Annotated in this window: 9 protein-coding genes; 1 reads left to right on the forward strand and 8 read right to left on the reverse strand. The window is 49.3% G+C overall.

The window, feature by feature from the left end; all coding sequences use genetic code 11:
• Positions 1-42 precede the first annotated feature (42 nt).
• From IC617_RS09560 to rluC, 8 genes are all read right to left on the reverse strand, one after another.
• Entirely contained in the window at positions 43-1,407 is a 1,365-nt protein-coding gene (locus tag IC617_RS09560) for a DUF1329 domain-containing protein (RefSeq protein ID WP_191144775.1), read from the reverse strand.
• 19 nt (positions 1,408-1,426) lie between these two features.
• Positions 1,427-3,523 (reverse strand): DUF1302 domain-containing protein, encoded by a 2,097-nt coding sequence (locus tag IC617_RS09565; protein ID WP_191144776.1) that lies wholly within the window; start codon positions 3,521-3,523, stop codon positions 1,427-1,429.
• Positions 3,524-3,849: 326 nt separating this feature from the next.
• On the reverse strand, positions 3,850-4,077 hold the full coding sequence (locus tag IC617_RS09570) for a DUF2835 family protein (protein WP_224745901.1): 228 nt from the start codon (positions 4,075-4,077) through the stop codon (positions 3,850-3,852).
• Complete coding sequence (gene pepN, locus IC617_RS09575; RefSeq protein WP_191144777.1) at positions 4,067-6,673, reverse strand: aminopeptidase N; 2,607 nt, start codon at positions 6,671-6,673, stop codon at positions 4,067-4,069. Before pepN ends, IC617_RS09570 begins: the two co-directional genes overlap by 11 nt.
• 85 nt (positions 6,674-6,758) lie before the next feature.
• A complete protein-coding gene (prc, locus tag IC617_RS09580; protein WP_224745902.1) occupies positions 6,759-8,816 on the reverse strand; it encodes a carboxy terminal-processing peptidase in 2,058 nt (685 codons plus the stop codon).
• Positions 8,817-8,860: 44 nt separating this feature from the next.
• A complete protein-coding gene (proQ, locus tag IC617_RS09585; protein ID WP_191144778.1) occupies positions 8,861-9,517 on the reverse strand; it encodes an RNA chaperone ProQ in 657 nt (218 codons plus the stop codon).
• 15 nt (positions 9,518-9,532) lie between these two features.
• Entirely contained in the window at positions 9,533-10,021 is a 489-nt protein-coding gene (locus IC617_RS09590) for a free L-methionine (R)-S-oxide reductase MsrC (RefSeq protein ID WP_191144779.1), read from the reverse strand.
• 133 nt (positions 10,022-10,154) lie between these two features.
• Complete coding sequence (gene rluC, locus IC617_RS09595) at positions 10,155-11,108, reverse strand: 23S rRNA pseudouridine(955/2504/2580) synthase RluC (RefSeq protein ID WP_191144780.1); 954 nt, start codon at positions 11,106-11,108, stop codon at positions 10,155-10,157.
• Between the two features lie 467 nt (positions 11,109-11,575).
• Here rluC and rne point away from each other — a divergent pair, with 467 nt between their 5' ends.
• Positions 11,576-14,539, forward strand: a complete 2,964-nt coding sequence (gene rne, locus IC617_RS09600) for a ribonuclease E (protein WP_191144781.1) — start codon at positions 11,576-11,578, stop codon at positions 14,537-14,539.
• Positions 14,540-14,902 lie beyond the last annotated feature (363 nt).

Genomic DNA, 14,902 nt, shown 5'->3' on the forward strand with positions numbered 1-14,902 from the left:
ACGTTAAAAGCCTCCTTCGGAGGCCTTTAACGGAAGTTTTTATTAACGTTTGGCTTCTTTCACTAACGCTCGAGAGGTGAAGTCTTTTTCACTTAACGGCGTTTGGAAGTCATACATTTTTTCCTGATTGTCCAAACCAATCGCAATATAGCGGCGGGCTTGCAAATCATGGAATACCTCAAGCGTAGACCACAGCGTTGGGACTTCGTAGTAATTTAGCGCGTGCGACATGGCAACTCGGTAGAGTTGATCGCGACTGTCGTACAAATCGGCAACGGCAATTTGCCAAGAATCTTCGTCAATATAGAAGCGACGCGTCTTGTAAATATGACTAATTCCAGACTTTAGATTGGCCTCGACAACCCAAACGCGGTGCTTCTCATAACGCACCAAATCAGGATTGATATGGCCTGGCATCAGAATGTCGTCATTGGTGAGTTTGTCGCTGTGCAGTTGATAGGTGTTGTACGGGATCAACAGCTCTTGCTTGCCAACCAAAGTCCACTCATAGCGGTTTGGTGAACCGTTATACATGTCGTAGTCATCGGTGGTGCGCAAACCGTCTGCAGCAGTACCCGGGTGATCATAGGCCACTGTAGGCGCACGGCGTGGGCGGCGCGTACTGGCGTTGAAGGTCCAAGCATTACGTGGTTGTTTTACTTGGTCCATGGTCTCGTGTACTAGCAGCGCGGTACCGGCCAAACTCGCTGGCTGCGTCACTGCTTGTTTGAACATGAACACCATGTTGGTTTCGGTCAGCTTCTCAGGGGTAATGTCTTCGCCAGAAGACAAAAACTTAATCGCTTCACGGAATTGGATATAGGTGTAGCTACCCGATGGCATCGGTGCAGCCTGACCCGCAAAACGGGTCACATCGACGCCGCGAAAGCGAAAAATGTGGTTCCAAATCGCTTCCAAACCATTTTGTGGGATCGGGAACGGGATACCAGCACCGGCACCGACAATGCCGTTACCACCATCGATCAACTCGGCACGGGTCGCGTTGGCCAGTGTTCCGTCATAAATATATTGCGGTACTGACGCCGAGCGTTGAGTCGGGTACACATTCATTTTGAAAGTATCGGGATAAGTCGCGAACAGGGCTTTTTGCCCATCCGTTAACAAATCGGCGTACTCACCAACATTAGCCGATGTCACGGTATATTGGACGGTATCGCTGGCAAACGGATCGGGATGATGATCACCCACCGAATAGCCAGCAGGTGGTGTTGTAATACCGCCATTCCACGCAGGAATAGAACCATCGGCATTGGCGCCCATTTCGGCACCAAGTGGCGTTAGCGATTTACCCAGCTGTGCCGCTTGTTCCGGTGAAACTGCGGCGTAACTTGCGCCAGAGACGGACAAGGCCAGCGCCACAGATGAAATTAAGTATTTTACGTTCATAGTGATTCAGCGCCTCGGATTAAATTGAATACTTAACGTTAAAGCTAATAAAGTCGCGGTCTTCTAATAGATTTGTGGTGCCTTGACCGCCCCAGTAGGCGTTGTAATTGATACCAGCAGACCAGCGCTGTAGGTAGTCAAACGACACCCCTGCCCCGATCGATTTCCGATCTTCGACAAACAGCGAAATTGGATCTGGGGTAATGCCGTTGACATCGTGGGCAAAGACTACCCGTGGTGACACGTTCACGCCCCAAAAAGCATTGTTGTAATCCAACTTAGCCAGCAGTCGATAGCCCCATGAAAAATCATCAGGGAATGGATTGCTCTCAGGGCCATTGTGCAGCGCGATTTCAATGCCTTCTTTGCCTGGAATACCGCCGCTACGGTTAGTACCGGGGCCATTTAAACGAAGCTCATCGAAGCCAGGCATGTCGTCAATCCAGATACCGCCAACTTCACCGAGTACGGTCAAATTATCGGAACCCAATTGCGGGCCAAACAAATGAACCGCGGTAAACTGCATCTGCGTGGTATCGCGCTCAATATAACCGCGCTGGAATTGCCCCGGAGCCAACGGCTCGAGTTGCGAGATGCCCTCTAATTCTGGGCGCAAACCGACGGCCGCCAATTGCTCTGGCATGGTCGCAAATAAGATCTCAACGTCATCAATTTGCAGTGGTTCGTCAGGGCGATAAGCAATTTCACCAGAAATCGTGGTATCGCCAACCGGCGTATTAAATGCGATGCCGTAGAGCTTCAAATCTTCAGGATAATCGAGGAAACCAGCAGTAAAGGCATCAAGCTCGTTGACGCTATGGCGGTCCATATTGCTGCTGGCAATTTTGGTTAAGTCGCTGATGATCGCCGCGGGGGTAAAATCAGAAGCATAACCGCTGATCAATGGTCGGCGGCTGTGGTAGTTCATGTAATAAAAGCCGAACTCAGTATCGCCTAACTCAGGCGAGTAGTAGCTCACCTTAATACCATATTGGCCGCCGTCATCAGGCTCGTTTTCTGGCAGGACCAAAGCCTGAGTACCTGGCGATGCAATGTAAATTCCCGCTAATGCCGAATACAGCTCGGTCCACGCAGGAGAGCCTGGCTCCAACTGCGCCAATGACTGCAACAACGTTGCTAAGTCAGCACCGGCCACCGCCATGTATTCGTCATCAATATTGTTTAAACGATCCAACAGGAATGCCAGATCTTGATCAGGGTTAGCGGTAAAACCCAATTGCACCGTGTTGAGATAACCGCCTTTGCCGGTAAAGTCATTGGTCGCGAAATAGGTCCCTGGAGTCGGTAAACGGAACGACTCCCACTCATACTGATAATAGGCTTCAAGGGACAAGTTTTCAGTCAGGCCAACGGATACCCACGCCATGCCCTGCGGGATCAGCGCCTCTTTTAGTTCTGCACCGGGCGTTAATAAGCGGGCAACATCAATGGCGTTAACCACATTAATACCGTGCGGAATAAAGGTGCTCTCCCCCCAGGAGATGACCTGATCACCGATTTTGAATGACACCGGGATTTCGCCGTCAGCTAAATCGAAATCTGCATAGAAGAAGTAATCGAGCAAACGAATATCTTTACAGGAGTAGTCAGATGCCTTGCTATCTTCACACGGATCAAAACGATTGCCGCTGGTTGGGTTGGTCCAAGCTGAATCATCGTCGTTTAAGGCAAAATCATAAAAATACATGCCCCGAACAAAGATCCCCATGTTTTCATAGCGAAGTTCTAACTCGTGTAATCCTTTAAACACTTTAGAAAAGCTTTCGCCAGAATCGAATGACAAGTTGCCATTATCACCGTTAGTGGAATAACCGCCTTTGGGGTAAGCAAAGATGTCAGATGAAGTGTACTTGCGGTTTAACGCCGGATTGTAACCGGTCCAATCGAACGCTGGTTGGTTCGATTTACCGATTAAGTCCATATTGCGATCTTCTAAACGCCAGCTTTGGCCATAAGACCAAGTGGAATCGAAGGTGCCTTCAATATCACCCCAATTAAACGACACGGCTTGTACCGGTGCATTGAGTGATACCAAACATGCAGTTGTAACTGCTACAGCCAGAGGGTGTACGCGAAATCGACGACTGGACGCCATGGTTTGTTTTCTCCCCAGTTGGTTGCAGCGATTTATTTTGATTGTTGACGTAAATACGTCACTAGTGGAGTGCTGCAATTGAGCTAAATCATTGCAGTAAAGCCGCTATTCCGCAAGTGACCCAGATCTCGCAACCTGCTGTTTTACTTTAAAAATTTTGGGATTTAGCGCACAAATATTAGCCAGTACAAGCAACTTTAAGTTTTAACTCTAATATTTCCGGAGGATGAAATTGACGCTAACTGTATGTTTTAACGTTGCTTTAATGTTGCATCGAGGTAGCTGTTCGAATCGGCAGTTTAAACTAAACGTTTGAAGTAATTACTCTAATCTTGTAAGCGGCGCAAAGAAATAAATTTCCCGTCAGCCGCTGTTTTCAGCAAAAACCAACCTCGAATGCCAGCGTGGGTGAGAAAAGGTTTGAAATGGACGGCCGCTAGCGAAATAGTTTTGCCGCCCTTTTCTCGGACCACGACACGCTGTGCAGCCCCGTTATACAGGGCTTGCAACTCATGATAGGAGACATCAACGTATATTTGATAATCAATGCCCAAGGCTTTTACCAACAATTTCCTGAAGATCTTTGGACAAATCACTGAGCTGATAAATTTGTTCCAACTGAGCTTTCATTTGATCAGCCTGCGGCGCTGTAAATTTGCGCCACTGAGTCAACGGATTGATCAAACGTGCAGCAATTTGCGGATTTATGCTGTTTAAATTTTGGATTTTTTCAGCCAACCATTGGTAACCCGAGCCATCTTGAGCATGGAAATAGCGATAGTTCATGGCGCTGAAACCAGCAATTAATGAACGTGCGCGATTTGGGTTAGTCAATTTGAAGAAAGGCTTACCCTCAACCTTGGCTAAATTGCCAAAGCACTGTTCACTATTCCAGCAACCTTGCAGATTGAGCCACTTATCCATCACCAAGCCATCATCTTGCCAACGCTGCTCAAATTGATCCATCAAGCTGTTGCGGCTGGCCAAATCAAACCGATTGGCAATGGTCAGCGCATTAAGCTGCTCTGTCATATTATCGCTGTTGTTATACAGCGCGACACAGAGCTGATCGGCTGCTGGCGGATTAGCGGCAGCAATCCAGCCAAGGCAACTGGCCGACAAACTTCGTTTGGCAATAGATTCTGCATCAAGTTGATAGTCTGGCTGCTGCAACTGCTGGTACAAGGCCAAGCAACAATCATAAAGTGCTGATGCTAATTGCTCACGGATAACATCAAGGGCGTTAAGCAATGGATGAATATCAATCTGCTGGCGCTGGTTAACCAAGCCATTGACCGTTGGCAGTTGTAACAACCGCGCTTTCAATGCCGCCTCTATCTCGCCATCACTAGCAATAGCCAGTACGCCATCGATGATATTTTGCGGTAACGTCGATGTTTCACCATCGGCAATCTGCCAAATATAGCGAGCAAGCAGGCTCTGGATTGCATCCCAGCGGGTAAAGCCATCTTCACAATGCTGGGCCAAGGTAAGCAATTGCACATCCGAATATTGGTAGTTGAGCTTAATTGGCGCTGAAAACCCTTTTAGTAAAGCTGGCGTTGGCGCCGTTTTAACATGGTCGAAAGTGACGCTGGCAGACTCAGTCAGCAAACTATAGACATTGCCATCTGTCAGCTTGGCTTCGGTGTTTAATGGAATCGCAGCACCAGTGTCATCATAGAGGCCAATCCGAAGTGGAATGTGGGTAGCGGTCTTGTCGCTCTGATCAGCAGTGGCAGGAGTCTGCTGGCTAAAATTCAGGGTGTAAGTTTGGGTTTCGGCATTGTAGTGATCGGTTACCGAAACCTCCGGCGTCCCCGCTTGCTGGTACCAAGTGCGAAAACGCGACAAATCAAATGCATTGGCATCTTCCATGGCCTGAACAAAATCATCGCAAGTCACAGCCTGACCATCATGGCGCTCAAAGTACAAGTCCATCCCGCGGCGGAAACCATCGGCGCCCAGCAAGGTGTGCATCATCCGGATCACTTCGGCACCCTTGTTATAAACCGTAACGGTATAGAAGTTATTCATTTCAATAACAGATTGCGGACGGATCGGGTGAGCCATCGGGCCGGCGTCTTCGGCAAATTGATGACTGCGAATAATCGCCACATCATCAATTCGGTTGACCGCCGATCCGGTCATGTCTTCGCTAAAGCACTGATCGCGAAACACAGTTAAACCTTCTTTTAAAGAAAGTTGGAACCAGTCTCTACAGGTGACTCGGTTGCCGGTCCAATTGTGGAAATACTCGTGGCCGATAACCGATTCAATGCCGTTGAAATCTTGGTCTGTGGCAGAGCGCGCATTCGCCAGCACGTATTTGCTATTGAAAACGTTAAGACCTTTGTTTTCCATGGCGCCCATGTTGAAGAAATCAACCGCAACCACCATGTAGATGTCCAAGTCATATTCCAAGCCATAGACTTGTTCATCCCAAGCCATGGCATTTTTCAATGACGCCATGGCGTAGTCGGCCCGATCTAAATTTCCCTTGTCGACAAACAATTGCAGCGTGACATGACGACCACTCATGGTTTGAAAACTATCTTCTAACAAATCAAAGTCACCCGCCACTAAGGCAAATAAATAACAAGGTTTGGGAAACGGGTCTTGCCAAGTCACCGCCGTGCGACCGTCATCAAGTTGCTGCTTTGCAACTTGGTTACCATTGCTGAGCATGAACGGAAACTGGCTCGCATCGCCAATGATGGTGGTAGTAAAGCGAGCGAGTACATCTGGCCGGTCGAGGTAATAGGTGATCTTGCGAAAGCCTTCGGCTTCACACTGGGTACAAAATGCGCCATCGGACAAATACAAGCCTTCCAGCGAAGTATTGGCTTGTGGGTTAATCATCACCACAATGTTCAACTCAAACGCATCGCCCACTTCGGCGATGGTCAAGTGCGTGTCGGTTTGACTGTAGCCAGTGGCGTCCAACATCCGACCATCAATCGCTACCGATTGCAGTTGTAATTGTTCACCTTCGAGGACCAATGGGTTGTTATGCCGGCCCTGTCGGCGCACCTGCATCACACTGGTAACGCGAGTGGCTTGTGGTTCAAGCTCAATGGTCAAATCGATTTGATCAATGGTAAATTCTGGCGAACGGTAGTCGCTGAGCAGTTTCGCTTTGGCTGTCATGAGAGATTCCGGTGTTACGTATCGCAACTGGCATTTAGAAAAGGAATAAGAAATGGGCTGCTTGGATCAGCAACCCATATTGGAACTATTTGTTTCTCGCTAAGTTGGGCGCATCGACCAAATCAAATGCAATGGCGATGGTTTCATCTAACACGGCATCCTCTGGCCCTGCACGATCATCATCTTCCAAATCATCGTACTGCTCGGTGGATGCCAATGGCTCTTTACCCTCACGCGCTCGGCGTTCATTTTCTCGCGCCAGCAGGCGCGCCTTGCGCTCTTCTCGTTCTTTCAAACGTTTCTCTTTATTTAGAGAAACTTGTTTGTCTTCTTTTTCTTTCTGGTAACGAGCTATGTCTTCAAAAATGTAACCGAACTCAGGGTTGGTCTCAATGCGTTGCACATGACGACTGTTTACCCCTTCAATCCACGGTTTCACTTCATCAATGCGGAGGAAGTTAGCAGTACCGATGCGATCCCAAGGCAGCGCGTTGTCTTCTTGGCTTTCGCCATATTCGCTCGGATCAATCTCCTGCGGGAACTTAATATCAGGGATCACACCCTTGTTCTGGGTTGAGCCACCGTTAATTCGATAGAACTTCGCAGTGGTGAACTGGATATCACCCAGTGGGTTTTGGAACAAATCAAAGCGACGATTCAGGCTGCGGTGGTTTTGCACCGTACCTTTACCAAAGGTCTGCTCACCGACAATTAATGCACGTCCATAATCTTGCAGCGCTGCGGCGAAGATTTCAGAAGCCGACGCACTGTAGCGATCGACCATCACCACCATCGGACCGGCATATTGAGTGCGCGGATCACGGTCTGAATCAACCGTCACTTCACCAATCATGTTGCGACGCTGAACCACTGGCCCACGCTCAATGAACAACCCTGTTAAGGAAATGGCTTCAGGCAGAGAACCACCACCATTGCCGCGCAAATCAACAATAACTGCATCCAAGTCTTCGAGCGCAATTTCTTGTAACTGCTTGCGGACGTCATCGCTCAAGCCGTTGTAGAAGCTTGGAATATCAATCACGGCTACCGCTCTGCCAGCATATGGGCCAGTTTCTGGGCGCTTGATTTCAGTTTTCGCGGCTTGGTCTTCAAGACGAATTTTGTCGCGGGTAATGGTGACGATTTTGGCTTCACCATCAACGCCGCCTTTGACCGGCACGACCTCTAAAAATACTTTGGTGCCTTTCGGGCCTTTAATCAGTTCAACGACTTCATCCAGACGCCAGCCAACGATATTGACAATGTCTTCATCTTCCTGCCCAACGCCAATTATTTTGTCATCAGGCTTGAGCTGACCGGAAGATGCTGCAGGCCCTCCTGCTACTAAGCGTCGAATTACGGTGTAATCAAAGTCAGATTGCAATACTGCGCCGATGCCTTCGAGCGACAAATTAATGTCTTGCTTGAAACGCTCGGCGTTGCGTGGCGATAAGTAGCTGGTGTGCGGCTCAATTGAGCGAGCGAAGGAATTCATCAATAATTGAAAAACATCTTCGCTATTGGTTTGGGTCAAGCGCTTCAAACCATAGGTGTAACGCTTGGTGAGCAATTCGCGAGCTTCTTCTTGAGTTTTGCCGGACAACACCAGATTCAGCGCATCGGCCTTTACTTGCAGACGCCAGATGGCATCTAGCTCAGCCGTTGTGGTCGGCCATGGCAGCTCATTACGATCGTAAGCGAGCGACTCATCCTTGGTGAAATCGAAGTCCTTGTCCAACAGGCTCAAGGCATAATTAAGTCGCTCAAAGCGGCGCTTTAGATTGAGCTGGTAGATTTCGTAAGGAACATCCAAACGGCCGCGTTTGAGGTAATCATCAAACTTAGTCTTGTAAGCGGCGAATTGGTCGATGTCGGATTGAATAAAAACCTGACGGTTGTAATCAAGGGTATCGAAGTATCGATCAAATATTTTTACCGAAAACTCATCATTCAACTCAATGGGGTGATAATGAGATTGGGTAAAGACATCAGTGACTCGAATGGCAGCGTTTTTGTGCTGCTTTTCCTGTTGCAATTGTGGCAGATCGTCAACGGTGTAAGTTTGCGTTTCAACCTGAGCTGCAGAAAAAGCTACCGCTGGTGTTAACACCAGAGCAGCACACATATGTTGCCAAAACTTCATTCAATACCCTCTTGTGAAATTTTTCAGCACCGAGTTAGCATCGCTTATTCAGCGGCAATGACTCGGTCATTTGCTACTTCAATGGCCATTCCAGATGCCAGCGTAACACGAACGCTCTCTTTGAGTACTTCTGAGATAGTCGCCTGAACTGGATTTGACCCTACCAGTATTTGGACCGACTTCCCAACATGGAGTTCACTCTGTGCTAACGGTTTAGCCGGCGCAGTTGCCTTAGCTGGCGATTTTGGCTTATCAGTTCGCGGTTTGCTGCTCCGCTTTGGCTTAGCCGCCCGAGCTTTACGGCCTTGCTCCTGATCTTTGTCTTTCGCCTTGGCCTTTCTGGCTTCTGCTGCTTTTTTCTTACGTTCGGCAATGCGAGCTTTGATTTCGACCAAGCGCTCCTGAGCGTATGACTCGTGCTCTTCGGTCACCGCATCACCGGTGCTGCCGTCTAGATTGACGCGCAATGCTTTCGCTTTAACTGACGACAAATAACGCATGCTAGAAGTATAGTGGCGAATTGCCTGACGCAAGCGCGTATTACTTATACGTTCGTTGTCAGCTAATGCCTCAACTAGATCCTGAAAAATCCCGATTTTAAGTGGTTTCGCGTCACCTTCGGTAACAAAGCACTGGGGATATGTCTCAGCCAAAAACGCGATGATTTCGCGATTTTCTGTCAGTTTGGGCTGTTGTTCCATTAATACGTTTAACCTTTACTTTTGCGCCACTGCGCGTTTAAACAATGGCGCTACAACTTGAGCGACTAATTGCTCAAGACCGTTTTGCTCCACTTCACTAAATCGATTCAAACTTGGACTATCAATGTCCAACACGGCTAACACCGTACCATCGACCACAACTGGCACGACAATTTCCGATTCGCTTGCCGCATCACAGGCAATATGACCAGCAAATGCATGTACATCAGCGACCCGCTGGGTCTCGCCGGTTGCCATCGCTGTGCCGCACACGCCCTTGCCTTTGGCAATGCGTATGCAAGCAGTTTTGCCTTGAAATGGCCCTAATACAAGTTCATCTTGTTCAACGATGTAAAAACCACACCAATTAATGTCATCCATTAACTCGTTAACCAACGCACTCAGGTTCGCCAAATTAGCGACCAGGTTGGATTCACCGGCGGTCAGGGCTTGAGCTTGCGCAATCGATTGTTGCCAATCAATGGCAGAAAGAGTTTCAGACATGTACTTCTTTTGTTGCATTGAATTAGTTAGCCGGCGGCATCATACCGCAGCGGAAAAAGTAAGGCACCTGAAAAAACCACCAATAGCGAGCCAATTGCTCGATATTTCGCCGCTTGGCGCCCACTCTGCGATGTTATTTGTCACTTAATTGCCGCAACACCTTTTTCAGGCCCGGCTCCAATGGCGCATTGATTTCCATGAGTTTGCCAGTATTCGGATGTTTAAAGCGCAACCGAATGGCATGTAAAAATAGACGATTAACACCAACATCGGTCATTTGTGCGGAAAATTCGCGGTCACCATATTTGCTGTCCGCAGCAATCGGGTGGCCTGCAGCTTGGCAATGAACGCGGATCTGGTGGGTCCGACCGGTTACCGGAAACGCTTCAACCAAGGTTGCTTTGGCGAAGCGCTGCTCAACCTTATAGCGGGTCAGCGCTGCCTTACCTTGGTCGTCGACTCGAACCATCCGCTCGCCAGATTTCAGCGTGTTTTTCATTAATGGTGCATTGACCTTGTTGCGCCGCGCCGGCCAATGACCTTTTACTAAACACCAGTAATACTTTTCGACTTCTTTATCGCGCAGCATACGGTGCAGTTCGCGCAAGGTACTGCGTTTTTTGGCAACCAATAGACAACCAGAGGTGTCGCGGTCAAGACGGTGCACTAATTCGAGAAAACGAGCATCTGGGCGCAATGCTCGAAGCGCCTCAATTGCGCCAAAGGACAAGCCGCTGCCGCCATGCACTGCTAGCCCCGAGGGTTTATTGAGGACAATAAGGTTGTCGTCCTCAAACATAATGTGCTTCTCCAAATCTTTTACTTTGTTGAGTTTTGAAGAAGGCACAGGATCAGGACGCTCTGCCAGCCGCACCGGCGGGATGCGAACGATGTCATCAGGTTGCAGCTTATAATCGGGTTTGCAGCGCTTTTTGTTGACCCGAACCTCGCCCTTGCGAACGATTCGATAGACCAAGCTTTTTGGTGCGCCTTTTAACTGGGTAATTAAAAAGTTGTCAATGCGCTGACCGGCCATATCGGCACTGATGGTCACAAATGCAACTTTTGTTGTAATGGTATCTGTCATAGGCGCGCAAGTTTAACACCGAATGGTGATCTGCTGAATTGATTTTAGGTTGCTATCCACAGGTTTATCACCGACAATGAGCCGCTGAAACTGCCTCTGACACAAGCAGTTGTGTCGGCCGACGGTGCAATTTATACACGAGACCGAGTCATGCTGGACTCTGCCAAAGCGTCTCAATGACACCGTAACGCCCGACAAAATAACGATTTAATAAAGAAATGAACGCCACCAGAACATGGCGTAATAGACGAGTTCTGAGAAATTTTTTGCAGCTGCGCAGCAGCTGATTTGCCGTGTAGCCTTTAGTTGCTACACCACAATTAGAATAAAATTTAGTTGCCTCTCGCACGCCCCCAAGCATCGTTCCAACCGTGAGGTTGTCGAGATTGGACACGGGGCTAGGCCCTGAACACGTTTCTTACGTGCACGTTTTGCTGTGGCTAAAATATTAAGAGATTTAGTCATTTATGAAACGTATGCTAATCAATGCAACCCAGCAGGAAGAAATCCGGGTTGCTTTAGTTGATGGCCAACGCCTGTACGATCTAGATATCGAAGGCGCCGGTCAGGACCAGAAAAAAGCCAATATTTACAAAGGTAAAATCACTCGCATCGAGCCAAGTCTCGAAGCAGCTTTTGTTGATTATGGCGCCGAGCGTCACGGCTTCTTGCCGATGAAAGAAATTGCTCGTGAATACTTCCCGGAAGGTTACTCCTTCCAAGGTCGTCCCAACATCAAAGATGTGGTTCGCGAAGGCCAAGAGTTAATCATTCAAGTCGATAAAGAAGAGCGGGGTAATAAAGGTGCCGCACTCACCACCTTTATTAGTCTTGCTGGTAGCTATTTGGTACTGATGCCAAACAACCCGCGTGCGGGTGGTATTTCTCGCCGTATTGAAGGTGATGAGCGTACCGAACTGAAAGAAGCGCTGAGTCAACTCGAATTGCCCAAAGGCATGGGCCTGATTGTTCGTACCGCCGGCGTTGGTAAGTCTGCCGAAGAACTCGCTTACGATTTGCAAACCTTGCTAACCCACTGGGGACAAATCAAGCAAGTCGCTGACGAGCGCCCTTCGCCATTGCTGATCCATCAGGAAAGTGACGTTATTGTTCGAGCCATTCGTGACTATTTGCGTCGCGATGTCGGCGAAATCCTCATCGACAACGATGCGTTATTCGGTAAAGCATTAGAGCACGTCAAAACGGTGCGTCCAGACTTCGCTAATCGAGTGAAGAAATATCAGGGCGAAGTACCACTGTTTTCGCACTACCAGATTGAAAGTCAGATCGAATCGGCATTCCGCCGCGAAGTAAGCTTGCCGTCAGGCGGCTCAATCGTGATCGATCCGACCGAAGCATTAACCTCTATCGATATTAACTCGGCGCGCGCAACCAAAGGCACCGATATCGAAGAAACCGCTTTTCAAACCAACCTCGAAGCGGCTGACGAAATTGCCCGCCAATTGCGCTTGCGTGACGTTGGTGGCCTGATCGTCATCGACTTTATCGATATGACCCCTGCGCGCCATCAGCGTGAAGTGGAAAACCGCCTTCGCGAAGCTGTTCGCGCTGACCGTGCTCGGGTTCAAATTGGCCGTATCAGCCGTTTTGGTTTGATGGAAATGTCACGTCAGCGACTACGCGCCTCACTGGGTGAGCAAACGCATCATGTTTGCCCGCGCTGTTCAGGTAGCGGCCACATCCGTGGCGACGAGTCACTGGCACTGTCAGTGCTTCGTTTAATCGAAGAAGAAGCGCTGAAAGACAATTCATCGCAAATTCAGGCCCAGGTACCAGTGAGTGTCGGCACCTTCTTGCTGAACGAAAAGCGCCCAGCGATTCGTCAAATTGAGAAGCGCAATAAAGTCTCTGTGGTGATCATTCCAAATCCTCACATGGACACGCCACATTATGATGTTCAGCGCTTGCGTCAAAATGAAGAAATTACTGACGCCAGCTACAACTTAGTAAAAGCGCCAGAGCTCGATGAAATGGCCAGCCAGCTGCGTGGTGAATCTGCCGTCGAAAAACGCGAGCAACCTGCTCTTTCAGGCATGGTCGCGCCAACAGAAGTTGCGCCTTCACCACTGAAAGCAGCAAAACCAGCAACGAAAAAAGCAGCACCGAAAAAAGAGCAACCTCAAGGTTTGGTTGCGCGTTTGCTGGCGTTTATTGCATCCATTTTTGGTGGCGAAGAAGAGCAACCGAAAAAGAGCAAAGACAACCGCAAAGGTGGTAATGATCGTAATCGCGGTCGACGTAACAACCGCGATGACCGCAATCGCAATCGCCGTCGTCCACAAAAGAACAAGCAAGGTAATAAAGAAGCCAACGCTAACGACGGTAAAGAGCAAGATAAAGAGCAGGCTCAGCAGCCAAAGGCAGACAATAAGCGCGGACGCGGCCGAAATCGCAACCGCCGCAAAGAGGCGACCGGTGACGCTAAAGCTACGCCAGTCAATGCCGAGGAAAGCAGCAGCGAAGCGCAAGAAACGCCTAAGCAGAAGCAAGTAAAAGCGCGCCGTCAGCGTCGCGACTTGCAGAAAAAGGTCCGCTTACAGCAAGGTGAAACGCCAGCCGCCAAAGCACCAGCGCCAGAAGTTGTCGCAGAACCAGCACAGCCAGCAAACGCTGAAGCACCGACCAGCGAGAGCAAACCAAGTCGCCCTCGTCGTCAGCGTCGTCGCAAGCCACAGCAGGCGCAACAGCAACAGGTCGCAGAGACTGAAATTGATGCGCGCTATCCTGCCGAAGACGAGCAAGCGAGCAAGCCTGAAGCAGCCGAAGCGACAATCGCTACGGACGAGAAGGTCGCAGCGCCGACCGTTGAAGCCGATGAGCAAGCGAAAGATGCAACTCGCAAAGCGATCGAAGCAGCACTTGCAGCGAAGCAAACTGATGCATCTGCGCCAGAAGCCCCAGTTGCAATGACTGATGAGCAAGAGCCTCAAGTAGCGGAGCAACAGAAGCCACAGGCACCGGTGCAGCAAGAGCTTGATATCGCGCCAGAAGCTACGCCGAAAGCCGAGCCAGCAGAACCAGCGGTAGTTGAGCCTGCAGTGGTTGTTGCGGATGAGCCGAAATCTGCATCAGAGCAACCTGCGCAAGTAGAAACCAAGGCCGATGCTGAAATTGCAGAGCCAGTAGCGCAAGCTGCACCTGAGCTAGCCGCAGAGCCTGTTGTCACTGCTACAGTTGAAGCAGCAGCCACTGAGCAAACAGAGGTGATCACAGTGAGCAAAACTGGCCACTATTTTGAGCGCGCTACCAATGCGCCGATGACAAAACCTTCATTTGCCGATGCGACACCATTTGACACTGCTCAACTGAGCAAGCGTTTCGGTCAAGAAGTGACTGGAGAGCTGGTTAATCGCGGCAGTCATAACGCCAGCAATCAATCCTCTGCTCCTATGACTCGGCCTGCGCAATAACCATTCGCGCACGGATCAAAATGCCACCTTCGGGTGGCATTTTTGTTTGCAGTCGCAACTAACTCATGATTTAAAACGAAAGACTAAGCGCAGTTATCAGTTTCAGTTTATTCGCCGTAAAATCCCTTCTCGTTGAGCCATGCTAGCGCATCGGATTCGGTTTCAAAGAAACGTGATTCGGTAGTGGGTAAAGCGGTTTGTAGTTGTTGCAGAATTAAACGCTTTACACATACATTCAGCCGTTTCGCGATTCCATGCCCCAGAGAAGCGCACGATAATCGTTCGATCGTGGCGTTCCAATTCATAGCTACCGTGTTGCCTCATTCGAGTTTCCTTCTCAACGCTAGGCTAAGAAATGGTTAT

Source organism: Neiella litorisoli (genome assembly GCF_014773395.1).
Taxonomy (GTDB): domain Bacteria; phylum Pseudomonadota; class Gammaproteobacteria; order Enterobacterales; family Neiellaceae; genus Neiella; species Neiella litorisoli.

Coding starts and splice junctions, on each gene's coding strand:
- prc (WP_224745902.1), bottom strand. CDS start 8,816: ATGAAGTTTTGGCAACATATGTGTGCTGCTCTGGTGTTAACACCAGCG.
- pepN (WP_191144777.1), bottom strand. CDS start 6,673: ATGACAGCCAAAGCGAAACTGCTCAGCGACTACCGTTCGCCAGAATTT.
- proQ (WP_191144778.1), bottom strand. CDS start 9,517: ATGGAACAACAGCCCAAACTGACAGAAAATCGCGAAATCATCGCGTTT.
- IC617_RS09565 (WP_191144776.1), bottom strand. CDS start 3,523: ATGGCGTCCAGTCGTCGATTTCGCGTACACCCTCTGGCTGTAGCAGTT.
- IC617_RS09560 (WP_191144775.1), bottom strand. CDS start 1,407: ATGAACGTAAAATACTTAATTTCATCTGTGGCGCTGGCCTTGTCCGTC.
- rluC (WP_191144780.1), bottom strand. CDS start 11,108: ATGACAGATACCATTACAACAAAAGTTGCATTTGTGACCATCAGTGCC.
- rne (WP_191144781.1), top strand. CDS start 11,576: ATGAAACGTATGCTAATCAATGCAACCCAGCAGGAAGAAATCCGGGTT.
- IC617_RS09590 (WP_191144779.1), bottom strand. CDS start 10,021: ATGTCTGAAACTCTTTCTGCCATTGATTGGCAACAATCGATTGCGCAA.